At 41.1% G+C, this 23,318-nt stretch carries 15 protein-coding genes and 1 tRNA gene; 10 read left to right on the forward strand and 6 right to left on the reverse strand.

Annotated elements, in window-relative coordinates; all coding sequences use genetic code 11:
* Window positions 1-31 precede the first annotated feature (31 nt).
* Window positions 32-541 (forward strand): Lrp/AsnC family transcriptional regulator, encoded by a 510-nt coding sequence (locus PMEL_RS07410; RefSeq protein ID WP_120174739.1) that lies wholly within the window; start codon window positions 32-34, stop codon window positions 539-541.
* A 644-nt stretch (window positions 542-1,185) separates the two neighbouring features.
* Here the strand turns inward: PMEL_RS07410 and PMEL_RS07415 are convergent.
* The 4 genes from PMEL_RS07415 to PMEL_RS07430 form a co-directional block, all read right to left on the reverse strand.
* Window positions 1,186-2,808, reverse strand: coding sequence for an MFS transporter (locus tag PMEL_RS07415; RefSeq protein WP_120174740.1), 1,623 nt, complete (start codon window positions 2,806-2,808; stop codon window positions 1,186-1,188).
* Between the two features lie 162 nt (window positions 2,809-2,970).
* On the reverse strand, window positions 2,971-5,130 hold the full coding sequence (locus PMEL_RS07420; protein WP_120174741.1) for an alpha/beta hydrolase family protein: 2,160 nt from the start codon (window positions 5,128-5,130) through the stop codon (window positions 2,971-2,973).
* 2 nt (window positions 5,131-5,132) lie between these two features.
* Window positions 5,133-7,064, reverse strand: coding sequence for a membrane protein insertase YidC (gene yidC, locus PMEL_RS07425; protein WP_120174742.1), 1,932 nt, complete (start codon window positions 7,062-7,064; stop codon window positions 5,133-5,135).
* On the reverse strand, window positions 7,065-8,675 hold the full coding sequence (locus tag PMEL_RS07430) for a CTP synthase (protein ID WP_120174743.1): 1,611 nt from the start codon (window positions 8,673-8,675) through the stop codon (window positions 7,065-7,067). It abuts the gene before it with no gap.
* A 480-nt stretch (window positions 8,676-9,155) separates the two neighbouring features.
* On the opposite strand from PMEL_RS07430, the gene PMEL_RS07435 reads away from it, so the two are divergent.
* The 3 genes from PMEL_RS07435 (at window position 9,156) to PMEL_RS07445 (ending at window position 10,441) form a co-directional block, all read left to right on the forward strand.
* Window positions 9,156-9,243: transfer RNA gene (locus tag PMEL_RS07435), tRNA-Ser, on the forward strand.
* A 227-nt stretch (window positions 9,244-9,470) separates the two neighbouring features.
* Entirely contained in the window at window positions 9,471-9,719 is a 249-nt protein-coding gene (locus tag PMEL_RS07440) for a hypothetical protein (RefSeq protein WP_172586773.1), read from the forward strand.
* Window positions 9,716-10,441 carry an SDR family NAD(P)-dependent oxidoreductase gene (locus PMEL_RS07445; RefSeq protein WP_120174744.1) on the forward strand — a complete coding sequence of 242 codons (726 nt, stop codon included), beginning with the start codon at window positions 9,716-9,718 and terminating at the stop codon, window positions 10,439-10,441. Before PMEL_RS07440 ends, PMEL_RS07445 begins: the two co-directional genes overlap by 4 nt.
* A gap of 144 nt (window positions 10,442-10,585) precedes the next feature.
* Here the strand turns inward: PMEL_RS07445 and PMEL_RS07450 are convergent, their stop codons facing one another.
* Entirely contained in the window at window positions 10,586-11,404 is an 819-nt protein-coding gene (locus PMEL_RS07450; protein WP_145985354.1) for a hypothetical protein, read from the reverse strand.
* A 363-nt stretch (window positions 11,405-11,767) separates the two neighbouring features.
* Window positions 11,768-12,469: a hypothetical protein gene (locus PMEL_RS07455; protein WP_120174746.1), complete on the reverse strand. Its 702-nt coding sequence runs from the start codon at window positions 12,467-12,469 to the stop codon at window positions 11,768-11,770.
* 291 nt (window positions 12,470-12,760) lie between these two features.
* On the opposite strand from PMEL_RS07455, the gene PMEL_RS07460 reads away from it, so the two are divergent.
* The 6 genes from PMEL_RS07460 to PMEL_RS07485 all read left to right on the forward strand — a co-directional run bounded on the left by PMEL_RS07460 (window position 12,761) and on the right by PMEL_RS07485 (window position 23,119).
* Window positions 12,761-13,573 (forward strand): PepSY-associated TM helix domain-containing protein, encoded by an 813-nt coding sequence (locus PMEL_RS07460; RefSeq protein ID WP_120174747.1) that lies wholly within the window; start codon window positions 12,761-12,763, stop codon window positions 13,571-13,573.
* Window positions 13,574-14,503: 930 nt separating this feature from the next.
* Window positions 14,504-16,123, forward strand: a complete 1,620-nt coding sequence (locus tag PMEL_RS07465) for a BACON domain-containing protein (RefSeq protein ID WP_120174748.1) — start codon at window positions 14,504-14,506, stop codon at window positions 16,121-16,123.
* Between the two features lie 35 nt (window positions 16,124-16,158).
* Entirely contained in the window at window positions 16,159-17,760 is a 1,602-nt protein-coding gene (locus tag PMEL_RS07470) for a BACON domain-containing protein (protein ID WP_120174749.1), read from the forward strand.
* A 15-nt stretch (window positions 17,761-17,775) separates the two neighbouring features.
* Window positions 17,776-20,532, forward strand: coding sequence for a S8 family serine peptidase (locus PMEL_RS07475; RefSeq protein ID WP_120174750.1), 2,757 nt, complete (start codon window positions 17,776-17,778; stop codon window positions 20,530-20,532).
* Window positions 20,533-20,543: 11 nt separating this feature from the next.
* A complete protein-coding gene (locus PMEL_RS07480) occupies window positions 20,544-21,497 on the forward strand; it encodes a PorV/PorQ family protein (protein WP_120174751.1) in 954 nt (317 codons plus the stop codon).
* A gap of 44 nt (window positions 21,498-21,541) precedes the next feature.
* The gene (locus tag PMEL_RS07485) at window positions 21,542-23,119 is read left to right on the forward strand and encodes a hypothetical protein (protein ID WP_120174752.1); all 1,578 of its coding nucleotides are present in this window, start codon (window positions 21,542-21,544) and stop codon (window positions 23,117-23,119) included.
* Window positions 23,120-23,318 lie beyond the last annotated feature (199 nt).

A 23,318-nucleotide genomic window follows, 5' to 3' on the forward strand; every position in this document is an offset into this window, starting at 1 on the left:
TACCTTTGTAAGCAAAATTAAATAGTTAATAATGGCACATAGAAGTTTAGATCGTCTTGATAAAAAAATTCTGCACCTCATCTCTGAGGACGCACGAATTCCATTCCTTGAGGTTGCGCGTGCTTGTAATGTCAGCGGTGCAGCTATTCATCAACGTATTCAGAAGCTAACAAATCTTGGAGTAATTAAAGGTTCACAGTTTATTATTGACCCAGAGCGTATTGGTTATGAGACTTGTGCGTTCATCGGTTTGAACCTTAAGAACCCTGAGAAGTTTGACGATGTTGTTGAAGCCCTACAGCAGATTCCAGAGATTGTAGAGTGTCACTACACCACAGGTGAGTATGACCTCTTCTTAAAGATTTACGCTTACAACAACCATCACCTTATGTCTGTCATTCACGACAAGCTGATGCCACTTGGTCTGTCACGCAGCGAGAGCTCTATCTCTTACAATGCTGTGATTGATCGCACCTTACCTATCGAGGGTATGAAGGTTGCTGACGTCGTTCTGGATGATGAAGAAGAGGACGAGGAGTAAAAACTGCTGTCTACCTATATTAATAGCGTAGATTAACCAAGAGTCCTTCTATAAAGGATAAAACATACAAAGAAACCCGTACAATTGTTGTGCGGGTTTCTTCGTTTTCATGCTTTCCTCACCTATTCAACCAATGTATCTCTCCATTTCATGAGTCCTTATCATGTTACTTTTTACACATCATCGAGTGTGAAAAATATTGACATAAAAAATCAGTAAAAAGCCTCTTTTTAATGCCCAAAACAGATAAAAGCAGCACCCTTGTAACTTACTATTAACCAAATAGTTGCACAACAGCATTTCTAAAGGTGCTTAGTTAGGATGCAAAAGGGCGTTAGTTAGACCTCAAAAGGGCGTCTTTTGCAAGCCTATTAGGCGTCTTTTAAACCCTAATTAAGCATCTCTCAAATTTGAATATATGATTTTTCTTTACAAGACAAGACAAGAAAGCACTGAGAATAAAACAAGGGGTAAATAAGGGTTTAACTCTGGAATACTTTATCATCCTACAATAAAAAAGTCCTCACAAGCATAAACATACTTGCGAGGACTTTTCAATAAAATATCTTTTAAGCCGTAGGACAATTCACGAGTAACTCATTACTACTTGAGTACAAGAGTTATCGTCCATTGAGATACAACTATTATGCCTTGATATTTGGCTCTTCCAAACCGAGGTTGCGCTTCTTATCAACTACCTTCAAAGTAAGACCAATAACAAGTGCAATTACACCTAAACCAGCAAGCATAATCAGCGGAGCTGTATAGTTGAGCTGTGTTGGGTCGGTAACACCAACGTTTGTCTTGTCGAGTACCTTACCGATAAGCATTGGGAACAACCACAAACCGATATTCTGAATCCAGAAGATAAGTGCGTATGCAGAACCAATAATCTTTGCGTCTACAAGCTTTGGAACACTTGGCCACAATGAAGCAGGCACAAGTGAGAAAGAAGCACCAAGAACAAGGATGGTTACATAAGCAACGATAACACCACCTACCTGACTTGACTTGAACTGTGGAAGGACGAAGGCAAAGGTGAGGTGACAAACAATCAGAAGCAATGAACCCAACACGAGCATAGAGGCTGCCTTACCCTTATGGTCAACATAGCTACCAAGAATAGGAGTAATACCTACTGCGAGCAATGGGAATACAGCAAAGATTGACTCTGCAGACTGACGCATATAACCCATGTAACAGTAAACAACAAGGCTACAAATTGATAATAAGAGCATAAAGTTCTTCAAAGCCTTATTCTTCATGAAGTTGAACATGAAAGCAGTAGCTGCTACAACGAGCATGATAACGTACTGAACAATTGTCACACTTGATGAAGCCCAGTATGAACCTGCTGGAAGCTCATGGAAAGTAAGGTTACACTGGAGCATATTTACAGCATACTTCTGGAATGGAAAGATAGCTGAGTAATAAAGTACACAGAGCAACGCAACGAGCCAGAAGCCCATACTTGAAAGAATCTTGCCGAGGTCACTAATCTTGAATGGATCTTCCTTCTCTTCTGCTTCACCTGTCTGTGAATCAAGCTTCTTATCCATGAAGAAGTAAACGATGAACATCATCAATGCAATACAGATAAGTACTACACCGAAAGCAACAGAACGAGAAACATTGATTTCACCACCAAGCTTAGCGAAGAATGGGGAGAAAATCATACAGGTAGCAACGCCAAGACGAGCCAAAGCCATCTCTGAACCCATTGCTAATGCCATCTCACGACCCTTGAACCACTTTACAATACCACGAGAAACGGTGATACCTGCCATCTCAACGCCACAACCAAAGATCATAAAACCACAAGCTGCTACCTTTGCAGATGCTGGCATTCCCTCATAGAAAGGAGATACTCCCAACTGCTCGAAGACAGGAATGTGGTTGAGGTTATTGGTAAACCATACGTCGAGTGCACTACCAGCAAAGCTGTCGCTGATGGCATAGTACTTGAGTAAAGCACCAGCTAACATCACTGCACCAGACAAGATAGCAGTGAAACGAACGCCCATCTTATCGAGGATAATACCTGCAAAGATGAGGAAGAAAACGAAGACATTAAGGAATGTCTCTGAACCCTGCATAGTACCGAATGCTGTTGAGTCCCAACCTCTCTGCTCCTGCATCAACTCCTTGATTGGAGAGAGGATATCAACAAAGATATAGGCACAGAACATTGCCAGGGATAAAAGGAGGAGAGCTGTCCAGCGCATTGCTGCTGAATCTCTCAATGATGTTTGAATTTTATCAGTCATGATGATTTTATTAGTTAACAAGTTTACGAGAGGACAAGTTGACAAGTTTGACAAGTTGACAAGTAAACAAGTTGTTTGTTAGATTATTAGTTAAAAGTGAACGAGTTAATACTATCAAGCAACTTGTTTACTTGTAAACTCGTTCACTTGTCTACTTGCCAACTACTTCTTCAGCCAGCGATTAAGCCAATTAAAGAATGTACGCTGCCAGAGAACACCGTTCTGTGGTTTCAATACCCAGTGGTTCTCGTCTGGATAGAGAAGCAACTCAGCAGGGATACCACGCAGACGTGCTGCATTGAAGGCACCCATTCCCTGATTAGCGTTGATACGATAGTCCTTCTCACCGTGGATACAAAGGATTGGAGTATCCCACTTATCAACGTTCAGATGAGGACTGTTTGCGTATGTGCGCTTTGCAGCTTCGCTCTTATCCTTATTCCAATAAGCATCGTCATACTCCCAGTTGCTGAACCAAGCTTCCTCAGTATCAGTGTACATACTTTCAAGGTTGAAAGCACCATCATGTGAGATGAAACACTTAAAGCGCTTGTTATGAATACCAGCAAGATAGTAAACAGAGAAGCCACCAAATGAAGCACCAACAGCACCTAAGCGGTCTTTGTCAACGAATGGGAGGTTGTTAGCAGCATCGTCAATCGCTGAGAGGTAGTCGTTCATACATTGACCTGTCCAGTCAGTACTAACTTCCTCGTTCCATGCACTACCAAAGCCTGGCAAGCCACGACGGTTAGGAGCAATGATGACATAACCATTAGCTGCCATTATCTGGAAGTTCCAACGATAGCTCCAGAACTGAGAGACAGGACTTTGTGGTCCACCCTCACAGAAAAGTAAGGTAGGATATTTCTTGTTTGGATCGAAGTGTGGAGGAGTAATCACCCACTCCATCAATTCCTTACCATCTGTTGTCTTAACCCAACGAGACTTTACGTCACCCATAGCCAACTGATCATAGATATGCTTATTCTCAAAGCTAAGTTGTGTCTGAACGCTTGCCTTCTCCTTCTTTGCGGGAGTAACGGCGAAGATTTCATTTGCCTGAGAGATACTCTGACGGATAGCAAGTAACTTCTTATCACCAAGAAGTGAGATGCTTACATAGTTATGATCGCCTTCAGTCAACTGCTTCACCTCACCCTTAAGGTTAGTCTGATAGACATTCACTGTAGCATGCCATACACCAATGAAATAGAGATCCTTTGAGTTAAGGCTCCATGTATAGTCATCTACATTTGAATCAAAGCTTTCTGTAACGTATGTCTTCTTACCAGTTGCCAATTCATAGACACAGAGGCGGTTGCGGTCACTCTCATAACCATTGTTCTTCATGCTCTGCCATGCAATATACTTGCCATCAGGTGAGAACTTAGGGTTAACATCGTAACCTACATTCATATCGCCAGCCTGATGATTAACAGCCTGATTACGCATACTCTTTGTAGCATCAATCTTTGGCTCAACATAGTCGGCTGGCTTGCAGAGATTCTTTGTTTGGCGAGTCTCCACATTATATATATATATGTCGGCATCAGTAGAAATGGCATATTGTGTGCCTTCCTTCTTACGACAGGTATAAGCAATGAACTTAGAGTCTTTGCTCCAATCAATCTGCTCAATACCACCGAATGGTGCCAACGGACTCTCGTAAGGTTCACCTTCGAGTACATCAATACCTGCACCAATGCCCTCAGCAGTAACATCTGCTACAAATGGATGTGCATTTGTGGTAACGTAATGGTCCCAGTGACGATAGTTCATGTCAGTGATAACCATACCCGTAGCCTTTGGCAAATCGCTTGGGTTCTGCTTGATAGTACCATAGTAAGGGATGCTCTTAATGAGAACAACACGCTTACGGTCTGGCGAAAAGCGGAAACCTTCGATATCGATATCCGATTGTGTCAACTGCTTACGGTTTGTACCGTCTGCATTCATTGTCCACAGCTGTCCACCTGTAAGGAATGCTAAGGTATTGTTGTTGAGCCATGCTACATCACTCTCACTCTTTGCAGAGGTAGTAAGCAGACGGTCGTTCTTACCATCGGCATCCATCACGCGTAGAACTTGGTGTCCTTTGTTTTCTTTGACACTGTAATAACCTACCTGATAGACAATCTTCTTGCCATCAGGTGAGGCTTGTGCAACACCGATACGTCCCATAGCCCAAAGTGCCTCAGGAGTCATGAGATCACTTGTCAGCGTGATGTTGTTACGTCCGATGTTCACATCCTGTGCTTGTGCAACGCTACCACTCATCATCAGAGCAGCAGTCATTGCCATGGTTAAGTTTTTGTTCATAGTTATAGACCTTTCTTTTTCTTATTTAACTCATCTTGCTTACGACGAAGTTCTTCTTGCTGCTGCTTCTGTAACTCCTGTAAAGCCTGCATACGAGCAAAGAGTCCACTACCCATATTGTTCTTAGGGTTGTTCTTTCGCTCTTCACGACGTGCCTCAAGGATAGCGAGAAGCTTCTCCTCATTGGTTGTCTTGCGCAGTGCCCACATGATAGCAGCTGAGAAGAAGAGAGATATAAAGTAGTAGAAGTTCAGACCTGAAGAATAGTCATTGAACATGAAGAAGAAGAACAATGGCATACCAAACATCATCCACTGCATCATCTTCATCTGTTCAGCCTGCTGTCCCACCATCTGGTCCTTCTGCTGCTGCATGGTAAACCATGTGTAAAGAAGGTTAGCACCACAGAAGAGAATACAAGTCAATGAGATATGATCACCAACGAGCCAGAGGTCTTTCCCCCATGAGAAGATTGGATCAAAAGTACTTAGATCATCCATCCAAAGGAAGCTCTGACCACGAAGCTGAATAGCATTTGGCACAAAGTTGAACATAGCAATCCAGATAGGCATCTGTATCAGCATAGGGAGACAGCCCGACAATGGACTCACACCATACTCAGAATACTTCTGCATCATTGCCTGTTGCTTCTGCATCTGGTCTTCTGGCTTATTGAATTGCTTTGTAGCCTCATCCAACTTTGGTTTCAACACACGCATCTTAGCAGAGCTCATATAGCTCTTCTTCACCATTGGGAAGGTAATAAGCTTTAATAATAAGGTAATGAGAATCAATACAACTCCCATTGGGAACACCTTACTCAACCAGTCGAATACATAAAGTGTGAACCAACGGTTGATAATGCGGAACAATGGCCAACCAAGATATACAAGACGTTCCATATCAAGTTCCTTACCAAACTTACTCTCAGTTTCAACAGACTGAAGCATACGGAAGTCGTTAGGACCGAAGTAGAACTCGAACTCAGAAGGACGCTTACCAGTTGGGTCAAAGCCTGCCTTCATGTTAGCCTCATAGTGCTTAAGGTAATGAGAGGACTTCTCAAGTGGTGTACTCTTAAGCTTTGCACCTGTAGCAAAGTTATCCTTTGCAATCATAACAGCAGAGAAGAACTGGTTTTTAAAAGCCACCCAGTCCATTGGGTCCTCTGTTGTCTCTTCTTTTTCAGATGTTTCACTCAGGTAATCAGTACCACCATCGTGCTTCTTAAAGGTAAGTGTAGCATAACGGTTCTCAAAGGTGAAACCACGTTCCTGCTGCTTACAACGCTCCTGCCAATTGATATCCAATTGGTTATAGTTTGGCGCAAAGAGCCCAGCCATACCTTCTGCCTGCAAAGACATGTTAAGCAAGTAGTCCTTACCAAGTGTATAATTCAAGGTAAGTGTCTTGCCCTCTCCTGCCACAGCTGTTAGCGTAACAGTAGTATCAGTCACGTTAGAAGGAGCGAAGATAAGATCTTTTGTCTCAATATTACTATTCTTTGCAGCCAACATGAAGTTAAGGCTTTGGTCGTCACCACTAAACAAGGTAACATCCTTCTGATCCTTTGAACCATCCTTAACAGCGATATCATGACCGATATAGTTCTTGATAACAGCCTTCTTTACAACACCACCCTTGGTACTCAAAGTAAGTTCCACCTTACCATTCTTCAATGTAATATCCTGCGCCTTGCCATTCAAAGCAGCGTAGAATAGTGCTGTTGAATCAGTAGCCTGCGCAGCCTTCTGCTGTGCCTGCTTCTCAGCAGCAAGTTTTGTAGTCTGTGCTTTCTTGGCTGCAGCGATAGAATCCTTTACAAATTCAGCTCTCTGCTGTGCTATCTGTTCAGCTGATGGCTGCTGCCACCACGCAAAACCAAAGAGAATCAGGGCAATAAGTACAAACCCTGTAATTGTTCTTTTATCCATTTATTTGTTTTTCTGATTTTCAATTGAAGTCTTTACGAAGTCGAGGAAGAGAGGATGTGGGCCAAGTACAGTTGACTGATACTCTGGGTGGAATTGTGTTCCAATATACCACTTCAAGCCTGGTATCTCAACGATTTCAACCAAGTCGCTCTCTGGGTTACGACCAACACACATCATACCATGCTTCTCAAACTCCTTCTCATAGTCGTTATTGAACTCATAACGATGACGATGGCGCTCCTGTATATGCTCTTGCTTATAGATATTAAAGGTATGTGAACCCTGACGCAATACGCATTCATAGGCACCAAGACGCATCGTACCACCCATATTAGTGATATTCTTCTGCTCCTCCATAATATCAATCACATTGTGTGTAGTCTTCTCATCTATCTCTCGTGAGTTAGCATCCTTATACCCAAGGACATTACGAGCAAACTCAATCACCATCATCTGCATACCGAGACAGATACCGAAGGTTGGGATATCGTGTGTACGTGTATAGTGAGCAGCAACAATCTTACCTTCAATACCACGCTGACCAAAGCCCGGACAAATCACAATACCATCCTGTCCTTTAAGTTTCTCAGCCACATTCTCCTCTGTCAGTTCCTCAGAATTGATAAAGGTGATAACCGTCTTGCGGTCGTTATAGGTTCCTGCCTGCAACAAGCCCTCACGAATACTCTTATAAGCGTCCTGCAAGTCGTACTTACCAACAAGTCCAATGTGTACTTCCTTAGTTGCTTTACGCTGACGATCAAGGAACTCCTTCCAAGGACCGAGCGCAGGTTTAGGACCAACCTCCTCACCACACTTACGCAGAATAGCAGCATCCAAACCCTGCTCCAGCATATTCACAGGAACATCATAGATACTTGGAAGGTCCTCACTCTGTACAACACAGTCGAAGTCTACATTACAGAAAGCTGCAACCTTCTTACGAATATCATCATCAAGATGCATCTCTGTACGCATCACGAGCACATCAGGCTGAATACCCACACTCTGCAATTCCTTCACGCTATGCTGAGTTGGTTTTGTCTTCAACTCACCTGCAGCTTTAAGATAAGGAACGTATGTCAAGTGAAGATTAATAGCACGCTTACCTAACTCCCACTTCAACTGGCGGATAGCCTCCAAGAATGGAGCCGACTCAATGTCGCCAATAGTACCACCAATCTCAGTAATCACAAAATCATAGTGATATTTCTGACCCAACTGCTTAATATTACGCTTAATTTCGTCCGTAATATGAGGAACTACCTGAATGGTCTTACCCAAGTAATCACCACGACGCTCCTTATCAATAACGCTCTTATAGATACGTCCCGTTGTCATAGAGTTAGCCTTCGTGGTCTTAATACCAGTGAAGCGCTCATAGTGACCGAGGTCGAGGTCGGTCTCCATACCATCCTCTGTTACGTAGCACTCACCATGCTCATAAGGGTTCAGCGTACCTGGGTCAATGTTGATGTACGGATCAAATTTCTGAATGGTAATGTTGTAACCTCTTGCTTGAAGAAGCTTACCGATTGATGACGAGATAATTCCTTTACCAAGTGAAGAAACTACGCCGCCCGTAACGAAAATGTACTTTGTTTCAGCCACGATGTATGTATGTTTAATTATTATCTTCTAAAACGAAAATCTTTGGTTCTAAACTAAAATGCAAAGATACTAATTTTCCGTGAATTAGGCGGACTATAAAGATAAAAAAAGTATAGTATATTTCAATTAATTGCCACAAGCCCTAAGAACAGTGCTATTAGCTATGACTACATAGTAGATTCTATCTTCCTTTTTATTGATTTTATCCTTACACTTTTATCCCATCTTTTTGGTACTATTTTATTCAACTACAAAATAATCTGTTCATTCTTAAATACTTTTCTACAAACAGTTACAAACATATCACAAAACAAGCTCTTACTTACATCCAACAGAGAAAAACACAACAACCACACAGCTTCTCAAAAGCTTAAAGAAACCTAAAATCCTCTTTGCTATCGCTCTATTATAAAACTAAAGTCCTATTTTTGCAATTCTATTTGAGTCCAATAGATAAACTATATGTTTTTGGACCCACAAGGAAAGATGCTCGAGTGGTTGAAGAGGCACGCCTGGAAAGCTTGTATACCCCTAAAGGGTATCGGGGGTTCGAATCCCCCTCTTTCCGCAAGAAAGGTGTAAACCAATGAATTAAGTGGTTTACACCTTTTTCTTTTCTACTAACTTAACACCGAAAGAGAAGCATTCTAATAACCACAACTACACATCCTTACATAAAACACGTATTTTCCAATTCATTGCTTGTAATACAGCTTTATTTTCCTAACTTTGCAGAAAATAAGATTAGGAAACGATATTATGTCCACATAATAACATTCAAATCCAACGAAAGAAATGATAGAACTCGATACGACCAATATGTGTTCGCACCTGCAAAAGAAGCTCTTTAATGAGGAGGGTGTTTACTTTCCTGTATGGCAGGCGATGCAGAAAGATGAGGAGATAACAGCCGTGATTCGTACACGTCAGTTACACATCTATCGCAATGGCAAAAAAATATTGGTACTCCCCGGCAAGGCTGCACCAAAGATTATTCGCGAAGATAGCCTCAACGAACTCTTACCTAAGGACTTACTGAAATGAAAAAAGCAATCGTCGTAGGCGCCAGTAGCGGTATCGGACATGAAGTGGCACGGCTACTCATTGCAGAGGGATGGGCAGTTGGTGTGGCAGCACGCCGTATAGACAAGCTAACCGATCTACAAAATATTGCACCAAAGCGTGTTTACACAGCACAAATTGATATAACTAACGAAGATGCAGAGACTTCCTTACTGCAACTTATAGAGCGTATGAACGGTATCGATCTCTATTTTCATGCAGCGGGAATCGGATGGCAAAACCCAAGTCTTGAAGCTGACATAGAACTTAAGACGATGGAAACCAACGCCCTTGGCTTCACAAGAATGATAGGTTGTGCCTATCGCTATTTTGTCAATAAGGGAGGTGGACACATCGCTTGCATCAGCTCTATCGCTGGTACAAAGGGACTTGGACCAGCTCCTGCATATAGTGCAACAAAGGCAATGCAGAACACTTATTTACAAGCATTGGAACAACTCGCAGCTTGTAAACATCATAACATCCACTTCACCGATATCCGTCCCGGCTTTGTTGACACTCCCCTACTCGCTGGTACATCTCACCTTCCGATGCTGATGACCACAGAAAAGGTGGCACGCAGTATTATAAAGGCTATCAACAGCCGACGACACATCTGCGTCATCGATACCCGTTGGCGCGTACTCACCTACCTATGGCGACATATCCCTAACTGGATATGGAGGAGAATACGATTATGCTAAATTATTATTTATCATAGACTGAAACAACAGACACATTATTATCGAACTAAGTGCGAGGTCAATAAGTAAAATGTGTCTATTGTTTATTTATATAACTTGCTACTAAAAATTAGCAAAACAAAGTCTTCATCCAACTCAAAATAACTAAATAAAAGTGCCACCAAGGGCTTTATAATATTTATAAGCCTGCTTTATATAATATCGCTCTTTATTAGACAACACACGTTCATCGTAATATTGATCACCATTAATTTTCATTTTCACTTTTGAAGCATTTGCAATAGCTTGGAAAAGAGGTTCATTTTCTGCTGTAACTCTTTCATCAAACCATTCCCATATACTTGAGTCATTATCTCGATTTACCTCATCTGGGATATATGTGAAGACCTTTCCATCACAATTAAACTTTACATTCCGTATAAAAAGCCAGTCATCTGAGGTATAACAGAGTTTAAAATACAGATTATTAGGCGTATTATCATTAGAGTTGAAGTCAATATAACAGCAAACCTTATTTACATTAATAAATTTCGGATAGTTATTTGGCAACATCCAATATCTATCAGAATAATCATCTTTTTTCTTATAGAAATCTTTCGATAACTCTTTAAACAACGTAGCCTTTTTAGCTCGCTTGATACTATCTTTCTTTGCAATTACCAACGCATTTGCTTTCCTCTGTTCTGCTGTTACACGCACAGGGGTTTCTTTTTCGACGTTATTAGTCCGTGGAATATCATGAGATACCATATTAACAATGCATGCAAAAATCACAATAAAGACAACTAAGAGAAAAGAAAAAAGCAATACAACTTTACCACCTCCACCAACTTTTTCCGGAGAAACAACTTGATTTGAAGACTCAGTTTTGTTTTCTTTAATTTCTTCTTTCACTTCTTCTTTCTTTTGTTCCGCTTTCCATTTCAAGAACTCTTGAAACTCTTTACTTTCTTCTTCTGTCATTTTCATAATTAATTAAAACACAAAGGGTGGCTACTGAAAAATAATAATTCAGTAGTCAACTATATTGAACAATAATTTAATAGTTATCATCATTCCCTACTAAAAGCCTTAAAGTTTCTAAATTACATAACATTGTTATTTAACAATTTCTTCATAGTAAAAGTAAAAAACTATAGTAGTTATAGAACATACTGCAGGTTTGTTAAGTTTAAAAGTGTTGCAAAGATACAAACTTTTTATGACTACAAGCAAATAAATAGTGATGTTTTTTATAACACTACTATCTTTCTTGTACATAAAATAAAACTTATATTCCCATCTTAAATGCTTTCTCACATAAATTTCTTTAAAATATCTTTTTGTTTATCTGTCAAACACTTTTTGAGATTTATGAATCATAGAATGTCCTACTCTATGTAAAACCACAAGATGGGTATTTTGATTATGAAATTTAATAAAATCTTGAATAATTACTTCATCCTTAAAGCATGTTATTGTACCGCCACCAATAGTTTGGTTTACATATTTAACAACTTCCGAAAACCCTCCTTTTAAATCTACCCATTCTTTTATAAGTAGCTGCATTGACTTAGCATAATGATGTACTTCAGCATTGTCTAAACTAATTTCTAACCCTGATATGGGGCATCGGCTAAAACAATATCGCTTTTTTAGTTTAAAGATAATCTTATGAACTGCTTCACGACAAGCAGCTTTAACATCAGCTTCTTCTCTTGAACATTTTGATAACTTAGAATATGAAAAAGAGGTATCTTCTAATTGATAATCTTTAAGAACGACATTAAAATTTTGAGTTTTATATTCTTTATCTATTTTAACGACAAAGGCAATAACTTCATTTGTACCAACTCTCTCAAACCATTGAGGATGATACATTTCGAAGACTTTAACTAAGAAACGACATGGATCACCTACGATTAAATCTGAGTGTTGTTCACACTTACGAGTATCCCAGAAATGATTTTTCACAACCATACAGAGTTTTTTTAATTGAGTTATCTTATTATAATCTATATTACTCCAATCAACTTCATTATATTTCATGTCCGAATTAAAATAAATTATGATACAAAGATAAATCAATCTTTTGAAAAAATCCTATTTCACAATTAATGATTATAATATCTCTACAAAAACCTTTTTCTGTAAAAGGAAAGAGAATAGTACCTCTTCTTGTGAATAATTCTTAAAAATACTCGTCTTAAATAAACTTTCATAGAAATAAAACGTTTAAGCAAAGGAGTCTTAAAGATTATCCCAAAAAGAAGGAAAAGAAAAAGGATAGACAAAAGATAATACGTCTTTATATAAAAGTAATCAATAATTATTTAGGATATGAGAAAATTCTGTTTAAAGATTCACCGTTGGTTTGCTTTACCATTAGGCGTAATAATGGCTATTTTGTGCTTCAGCGGTCTTGCAATACTATTAATAAAAGACCTCGCACCACTCTTTGACATGAATGCCAAAGAGATGCCAATCTATACAATGGTAGTACGACTGCACCGTTGGCTCTTTATGAAACCTGAGAATGCACATGAGGGTGGACAGTCACTTGGACGCATCCTTACAGCTGTGACTTCTATGTGTATGGCAGTCGTATTACTATCTGGTGTTGTCATCTGGTGGCCAAAGACTAAGAAGGCTTTGAAAAGTCGTTTGACCGTCAGCACAAACAAGGGTTTCCGTCGCTTTGTTTACGACTCTCACGTGTCATTAGGTATCTATGTCTTTATCTTCCTTTTCCTTATGGCACTCACAGGTCCTGTCTTCTCTTTCGGCTGGTACAGAGCGGGAATGTCTAAACTCTTCGGTCAGCCTATGCCACCAAAGGAAATGAAGATGCAGCAACCTAAAGATGGAATGAAGCAGGGCGGAACAAACGACAAAGCTTTTGCACCTACGGACGCGAGTCAGATGAAGGGACAACCACAAGCACACAAGGAGGGAGCAAAAGACATGAAAGGCGACCAGCACGGCAAAAAACCAAAGGGCGGTATGCTCTTTAAGCAATTACACACAGGTACGTGGGGCGGATGGTTCTCACGCGTTCTCTATGCTATCGCAGCTCTTATCGGTGGTTTCCTCCCTATTAGTGGTTACTATCTGTGGTGGAAGAGAAGAAGTGCTAAGAAGAAAAAAGCATAAAACATAATCATCATATATCACAAGCCCATTGAGCGTATTCGGTTGATTAACCTACAGAATACCATCAATGGGCTTTTACATTTATCCTTCAACGAAGCACTTACCTAAATATACTGACAAATTTCCAACTGCATTCATCCACTCACAGAGGATTAATCAACTCATGTTATGTAAAGATTATTCAAACTACCCAAAAACAACTAACGCCCAATTAGACTCAAATTAAGCCTTAATTGGCTTTCAAAAGATGCTCTTTTGAGGTCTAACTAACGCCCTTTAAGAGTCGAAAAGATGCCCTTTTCAAATTGCATTTGTAAGACATTGATTATCTGTTCGTTACAAAACCCTATTTTTAGAGCGATTTTCTATAAACAAAAGGGGTACAGAAGGCTTATTCTGTAATTATTTTTCACATTCCAAAAAACCCAATAAACCATAAATAGTAATCAAAATTATGTCATCTTTATTAGGGATAAGAAAACTTAATCACACAAAAAATCAACAATAAATTACTTATAAATGAGTATTGCCACCTTAACAAGAAGCCAGTACCTTTGCACTCGAATTTTTTACAGACCATAACAATAATGATGTTATATAGAATATTAAATAAGGTGATAAGTCTGGCGGAAGACTTGACTTTCCGAAAAATAAATCAGAAATACGTGTTAAAAGAACATATTTGTCTTTATTTATATGCGTGTATAAGATGAAAAATAAAGAACAAATGATTAGTTTATTTTAACCAAATTCACTTGCTTTTATTCTTATTAAAGAATATATTTGCGTCAGATAATATAATTTGGCGCGAATAAGATAAATACCATCATTTAAAGCCTTTATCAATATTTTATAGAAATAAAACAAACATTTTTTTAGAACAAAAGTCTAATCAATAATATATTTTTATCTTATAAAACCTTGAAGAGTATGGAATTTAAAAAGACACTCTACTCCCTAATGTTAGGTGGCATTCTTCTTTGCTTGTTCTCATGTGCAAAGGAAGACGAATTTGAAATGCCAACATTGGTTCTTTCGGAAAACACCATTGCCTTTGACAAAGGCGTAAGCGAAAGAAACATCAGTGTAACAACAAATCAAAGCAGCTGGATTGCATCGTCTCCACAGGAAGGCGACTGGCTCTCGCTGGTTCAGGACGGTAACGTACTGAAGGTGAAGGTAACTGAAAACAAGATTGGAACAGAACGCACAAGCTATGTCCTCGTTAATGCCAACGGTGCATCTGGCAAGATTGCTGTGACTCAGAGTGCAGCTGACGTAACCCTTAACGTGGCTCCTGATGCTATCTATCTCCCACAGACAGGTGGTGAGAAAACGATTGACATCACTACAAATTCGTCTGTCTATGACGTGACAATGAGCGAAGAAGTTAGCTGGCTAAAGATTGTCAAGTCGGAGGAAGAAATCAAACTGATTGCTGAGCGTAATGACACCTATCAGAAACGTGAGGTGAAGCTGTACGCAAAGAGCGGTAGTGTTATCCGTGAAATTGTAGTATCTCAATCGGGTATTCAGCGTTACCTCCTCCCTATTCACCCTGGTGTACCACAGGACGAGCATAAGATTATGGACTTTGAGTTAGGTCGTGGTAGCTACTTACGCGAGTATCAGGCAGCTATGCCAGCTTACGGCCTTGAGGAGACTTATACCTTTATCACTGCTTCGCCTATCTTTACTTTGATTCAGTATTGTAGCTCTGATGGTATTAATCCATCACAGATTATCATGATTGGCGATGGTAGAAAGGCCATTGATGCCGTGAAGGACAAGGCTTTCGATAAGTTCTTAACAGACAATGGTTATGTACGCAGTAACTCTCAGTCTGACAGAGAATATACCAATGATAAGGAATTGCTCTCTTTGAAGGTTTATATATCAGAAAAGGAGAACAACGAAGGTGTTAACCTTACTTTCACTCCTATCATTAAGCAGAATGGCGATTATAAGACCTTCAGCAAGCTGCCATTCTATCCACTTGAGCTTTTACAGAAAGACAATGTGAAGTTGGCACAGGTTGAACAATACGAGCAGAAGGCTGGTAGCACTGAAGAGGAGCGCAGCTACAACGAACATAAGAAGACAGAGGTTTCACAGCTTCAGTATAAGTTGAAGGCAAGTACAGACGCTTCGGCTGCCTACGGACGTATTCACATCTTCTATACAACGGATAAGGATGGTGATGCACCAGACAATCTTGGTAGTGTTCAGATTGGTGCTTTACTCTTCAAGGACACCAACCTCGGTGTTTGGAAGTATGGTACTAAATGGATTGCTACCAAAGAAATCAAGAAGGTATTGGGTGACGAAGGCTTCTCTTTCCTCCGTACATCAGGCAACAACCACTTCTTTGTACGTGAAAGCGACCACTTGGTTATTGATGTTACCTGCGTCATAGACAACGACACACCAGTTCTCGCATTGCTTTATAGCTACGACCCATCCGTCTCAGGCGTAAGTAGTAAGGGATTAAAAGCACAGGCAAAGATGCTTAAAAACTTCTCTGCTGCTAAGAAAGCATTGAAGTTCTAATCTAATTGTTATACCTTATTAAATTATTACATGATATGCGTATAATCAATATACATAAGCTGATGCAGTTTTCACTACTATACCTATTATTGGGGATAGTAGTTGGATGTGCTGAGAATGACAGCTTTGAACAACCCTATCTGAATGTTTCGGAGAAGGAGATTTCTTTCTCTAATCAGATGATTGAAAAGACAATTACCGTGAACACGAACTCTAAGGAGTGGATTGCTACGACACCGAAGGCGTGGGTTCACCTTACACAAAAGGGAAACGAGATTGCTGTACACGTTGATCCTAATACAACGGGGATAGAGAGAAGTAGCTATATCCTTGTTGATGGTGGCTTGGCAGTGCAGAAAATCATGGTAAGTCAGAGTGCTGCAGATATCTCACTAAACCTTAGCAATGGCGAGATTATCTTGCCACAGGCGGGTGGTACGACAACTGTCGATTTGAAGATAGATGCTACTTCCTACGATCTTACTCAGAACGAAACACCAGAGTGGATGCAGGTTATTAAGAAAAAGCATGGATTAAAGTTCATTTCTAAACCTAATTATAGCACTACGGAAAGAACGACAAAGCTGACAATAGCCTTTGCAGGAAAGAACAATGATGTGGTTGTTAAGCAGCCGGGCGTGTCAACCTTTATCTTGGCTTGTAACCCAGGTAATCCTTATAGCTTGCATAAGATGATGGACTATGAGTATCGCCGCGGTAGTTTCCTGACGGAATATGGCGGTCCTGACGAGGTAAACGGTATCTTTGAAGAAAGTTACTTCTTCAAGACTCCATCGCCTTTGTTCAAAGACGTTGTCTATGTACATGATACAAAGCACTCTGTTCCAACGCGTATCTACACACGTTCGCTGACAAGAGAGGGTGTCAACGCTGTTAAGTCGCAGGCTTTCCAAGACTTTATGAAAGCCAATGGATATACAAGGGACGAGAAAGATACAAATCATTACGTCAATATAAAGGAAGCTTTCACGATGGATGTAGATATCAGGGAGGAGAATAATAGTGTTGTGTTATTCTTCTATCAGATGCACACACAAGACCGAAGCTACCCTACCTTTAGTAGTCTTGACCTTGGTCCTGTTGACCTTTTGAACAAAACTGACAAGAAGATAAGTGACGTTGAGAAATATGAACAGGGTAAGAATAGCGAGGAAATGAAGCGACAAATGTCTAAGAGCAATGAGGTTGAAGCTATCCTTTACAAGACAAATGACCCTACACTGATTGCTCGTACTTACTTCTTCTTCCTTCGCAGTGATGCTACAACCCCACAAGATAAGGTCGGAAGCATTGAGCAGTACAGCCTGTTCTATGGTCAGCCTAACTTAGGTATATGGCAGTATGGCAACGAGTGGTTCATAACCAACGAGTTTGATAAGCTCCTTACTTCCAACAACTTCGAGTTTGTTGGCTACAATGGTAAGCATCATATCTATGCTCGTCGTTCTGACTATCTGACCTTAGCCATCTCAGGTGGCGAGTATGCTGACGTCAACAATGGTAAGGCAGTCATGCAGATTACCGTCTTGTACAAGCCTACTGTCTTTGCAGGAAGTAAAGAACAGCGGTTAGCTAAGGTAGAACGTATGCTCAAACAAACCAATCCAAAGAAATAAAATAAAGGAACATTGATGAGAAAATCGATTATATATCTATGTGCGTGTGCGCTATCTGGCATGATGGTTACGACCTCATGTCAGGACAGCCAAGACTTAGATACGACCACATCTAACACACGCTCTGTCAATATTGACAAAGACCTTTTTGCTATAAAAGGTTGCATTAATGTGAAACTATCAAAGGGTACAAACCAAGCTATACCTACAACTCGTAGTGGTAGTGTGGAGATGCAAAGCGTACCATCTGAGATAACTTCTGCAATGCAGTATTCTGGGGCTTATAAGATGGAAAGAGTCTTTAAGCCTGCTGGTGAATATGAAGCACGAACAGTAGCTGAAGGGCTCGACCGCTGGTACACGATCTATTTCGATAATAGCAAAGACGTTGCTGCTGTATTGGATCAGTTCAATAAAGCCGAGGGCGTTGAATGTGCTGAACGAGTGTTGCCAATGGCAAGACCAGAGGTTAAGGTTGCACCTTATAGCGCCCCTGAAGCAAGTATGCAGGCTACAGGAGGTAATTTTAACGACCCTCTTCTTGCGAAACAATGGCATTACTACAATAATGGTACGGTAAATCCTCGTGCAAAGAAAGGTGCTGACTGTAATGTTAAACCTGTATGGGAAAAGTACACAACAGGTAAGAAAAACGTTATTGTAGCCGTTGTCGACGGTGGTATTGACATCACCCACGAAGACTTGATAGACAATCTTTACGTCAACGAAAAGGAGAAGAATGGTCAACCTAATGTCGATGATGATGGCAATGGCTTTGTAGATGACATCTATGGTTACAACTTCGTGACAGCAAAAGACGTTGTCGGTGGTACTATCGAACCCGATGATGGCGGACACGGAACCCACGTTGCGGGTACGGTTGCTGCACGCAACAACAATGGTAAAGGTGTGGCAGGTATCGCAGGTGGCAATGGCTCGGCAGATAGTGGCGTACGCTTGTTGAGTTGTCAGATATTTAGAAACAAAGACGAACAGGGCGATGCAGCCGCTGCCATTAAGTATGCAGCTGACAACGGAGCTGTTATTTGCCAGAACTCATGGGGCTATTCGTCTGGTGCAAATGTCACAGCTATGCCGCAGTTGCTGAAAGAAGCTGTCGACTACTTCATCAAGATGGCGGGTTGTGATGCTAATGGCAATCAGCGTCCAGACTCTCCTATGAAGGGTGGTGTGGTAATGTTTGCGGCTGGTAATGAGAACAAAGAGTTCTCTGCTTACCCTGCTTGCTATGCGCCAACGGTCTCTGTGGCTGCTATGGCATGGGATTTCACTAAGGCAAGTTATAGTAACTATGCGAAATGGGTGACTATTACGGCTCCGGGTGGCGACCAAGACCGCTTCGGAAATGAAGCTGGCGTATTGAGTACCGTACCTAAGAAGAAGGTAGCATCAGGCTATGCTTACTATCAAGGTACCTCAATGGCTTGCCCACACGTATCGGGTATTGCTGCACTTATCGCCTCTTACTTTGGCAAACAGGGCTTCACTAACGAAGAATTGAAGTCACGTTTGATCACAGCTTACCGTCCTTATAACATCGATGAGCAAAATCCAACGTACAAAGGTAAGTTAGGTAAGGGTTATATCGATGCCGAAGCAGCTTTTGAATCAGACACAAAGATAGCTCCTGAGAAGGTGAGAACGCTCACACTTACACCTGACTTCGTAGACATCAATGCGGAGTGGAGCATCGCTAAGGATGAGGATAAGACCGCAGCCTTCTATCGCCTCTACATTGCTCAGGGCGAATTGACGGCTGATAAACTCAAAGATATGACCTACATAGAAATCAATGGTATGGGTCATGGCTTAGATGAAACCCTGAAATACGGCTTTGATGACTTAAGGGACAACACCACTTACAGCGTTGCTGTAGTGGCAGTAGACCGTTGGGGCAACCTTTCTGAACCACAGATTCAGAAGTGTACGACCAAACTCAACCATGCTCCAGAGGCTACTAACTTCCCAACAGAAGCCATAGAGATCATGGAGAATGAGCGTAAGTCGTTCACCTTCAACGTTGCTGACCCTGATAATCACAATTGGGACATCAAGACTACAGGTGAAACAAAGGGCGTTTCCTTCACTGTCAATGGTAATACTGTGACCGTAAACCTCGTTCCTGTGCTTGAAGCAGGTAGTTATACTTGCACCTTCGTACTCTCAGATGACTTAGGAGCAAAGGCTGAGAAGAGCTTTACATTTAAGATTGTGAAGTACATTCCACCACAGTTAACAAAGCCTTTCGAGAACTATATCATCGGATTGGACGAGGGAGTAGTGACGATTCCATTGACTGGACATTACACACATAGCAGTAACACACAACTTACTTACAAAGCCAATGCTGCCAATGGTAGTATCGCCACAGCTACTATCAACAATGACAACCTTCAGTTGAAACCTCAAACAAAGGGTGTTACACGTATCAGCATCGCTGCAACAGATGGTCGTGAGACATCTTCTGATGGCTCTTTCCAAGTGCGTGTAGTCGAAAAGAAGTCGGCTCCTGTCTATGCCGTCTATCCTATTCCAGTGCAGAAAGACATCAACACCCTACTCAATCCAGAAGTAAAGCAGGCTGAATTCGTTATCAGTTCTACTGTGGGAGAGCGTCTGATGAAGGCTACTGTGACTCCAGACAAGAACAACGTAGCCACACTTGACCTTTCTAAACTAAATCCTGGAACGTATAAACTGACCGTATATACCAGTAAGGGCAACCATACCCAGATGTTCATTAAACGATAAACACAACAAGTATGAATAAAAAACATATCATTCTCATGGCTTGCGCAGCACTTCTCGGTCCTACGCAGGCTAATGCTCAGGGACAAGATCTCTCGATATTAACAGCGAATACCGATGCCAGAACAGCCGCTATGGGTAATGCTTCGGCTGCTGCTGAGGGTATGTATCTATACAATAATCCTGCTGCTTTCTTCGCAACGGATAAGAAGTTCACCGCAGATGCTTCTGCCTCTCTCTTTGAAAAGGCAGAGGGTGCTGATGGAACCTTTGGCATTTACGCGCTTTCTGCTGGCTATAAGTTGGCTAAGCGTCATGCTGTCTTCGCTGGTTTCCGCTATGCTGGAGGACTAAGTCTAAAGGGGGCCGACCTCTTGGGCAATCCAACTAAGGACTATAAGCCTTATAACTGGACCCTCGACTTGGGTTATACCTATTTCTTTGGTAAGGGATTCGCTGCCTACGCAACAGGAAGTCTTATCTATAGCCACCTCTCAAAGAATGCTACGGGAGCTGCTTTCTCCGTGGGTGGAGCCTATCAAAACAACGAGTTGACCCTTGCTAACAAACCAGCCAACCTCATGCTTGATGCGAAGGTGGGTGCCATTGGTCCTCAACTCGACTATGGGAACAAGCACAAGACCACGCTCCCAACCTATCTTGCTGTAGGTGGTGCGCTTTCAGTTGATGTAGCAGAGAAGCATCAAGTTGCTGCAGCCTTGTCTTCTCGTTACTTCTTCCAACCTTCAGAAGCCAAACTCTTTATGCTTGGTGGCGGACTTGAATACACCTATAATAAGATGGTATCAGTACGTGCAGGCTATGAGTATGGTGACCACGACCTCAGCCATATCACTATGGGTGCAGGCTTCAAGTACCATGGCTTACGTCTGAACGGAGCTTACAACCTGAAGACAGCAGACACAGGAAGTAGCTACTGTACCATAGGTATTGGCTATGATTTCTAAAACAAGGACAAACAATATAAATTATTTAATCAAAAGTAACAGTTATGAAAAGAACTTTATTCTCAATTTGTGCATTAGTCCTGAGCCTTACAGCTTCCGCTCAGATAATAAAAGACACACCTAAAGGTAAGCTGATTGAAAACCTGTATCGCTCAAGCAAGTCTTGGGTTAAGAAGGGTTGGACTGGTACACAAGCAGGTAGATATGAAGGATTAGTATCTAAGATTGTTATCGGCGAAGATGGCTGTATTTACATTTACAATCCACTATCAGGCCTCGATAGTAAGTCATGGTTGAAGCTTGAGAGACAAGCTGATGGTAAGTATAGAGCAAAGCTACCACAGGATATTTATACTGACGACCTCGGTGGGAGCGATGATGACGAGGAAAGTAGTGAGCGTACTATCTCTCTTAATCGTTTGGTTTCTTCTGATGATGGAAAGAGTTACGAGCCTGTTGGTCCAACTTTGAACTACGTAGATTTCACAGTGGAAGGAAGAACACTCAAGATGTCTGGTATGGGTCAGAAGAAGCAAATATGGGGTGCTACCTATAATAATAGCTGGCTAAACAACTATGGTGGCGACTGGGCTCTTACGATTGAACCACTTAAAGAGCAGCTTATTACACCACCAGCTACAGCTACAAAGAGCCAGTACACCGTTACTTCTAAGTCTGACCCTTCACCACGTATTGTTGAAGTAATGACCGATAATAACGATATCTATGTCAAGGGCTTGTTTAAGGCTGAGAAACTTGCAAACACTTGGGTGAAACTTACCAAGCAAGGCGACAAGGCAATCATGTCTACTAACCAGTATTTGGGTATTACTAAGAAGACAGACTTCAAGAAATACGATAGCGATAAGTCGGAGTATCACACCTTTGCCGCAGCTTTCGAGAGTGAGACCAAGGCTGCAGAGAACCTTGAGTTCAGCATTGATGCAACTGGTAAACTGACTGCTTCTAAGCTTCTTAGAACTTCTTTAGGTAAAGGTAGTGACGAAAACATTACAGGTGAAGACTACGTAGAGAGCTATGAAGCTCTTACCTTGACTCCTTACGTTCAGAAGGAGGTTGGAGCCCCAGCGACACCAGAATACTTCTATTTATCATCTACTCCAAACTACGACAACACTTCTAATGAGATTAAGTTAGCTTTCTATGTAAAGAATGCAGATATTAACGGCAACGTTCTCAACCCTGAGAAGATGTACTACAATGTCTATGTTAATGGTAGCACAGAACCTTTCAAGTTCAAGAAGAGTGCAAGTCAATACAATTACATGCATGAGGAAGAAATGACTAATATTCCTTTCAACTACAAGGATAAGAGAAACTATGACTTCAAGGTTATCGATAACCTACGTATTCTTCATTTCTATGATAGTTCTATCACATCCCTCAAGGTCGTAATGGTCTACGAAGCTGACGGCAAGAAGTATTCAAGCGAACCATTGGTTGCCTCACTTACTACCAATGGTATCGAGAGTGCAAACTTCAACAAGACTACAACAGAAAAGTATTACACCGTTGATGGTCGTCAGATTCAGAAGCTACAGAAGGGTCTTAATATCATCAAGTCTTCTGATGGCAGTACACGCAAGGTTGTGGTTAAGTAAACAAGTTGACGAGTTGACGAGTTAACAAGTTGCTTGTATAGTTGGCAAGTGAACGAGTAAATGGTTATATCCGTTATAACTAATAACTCGTTTGCTTGCCAACTTTCGTTATTCAACTATAAGTCTTAATTCATAATTCTTAATTCATAATTCATAATTCATAATTCATAATTATGATTACCGATGTAGGACATGGGAA

Source organism: Prevotella melaninogenica (assembly GCF_003609775.1).
Lineage (GTDB): Bacteria > Bacteroidota > Bacteroidia > Bacteroidales > Bacteroidaceae > Prevotella > Prevotella melaninogenica_A.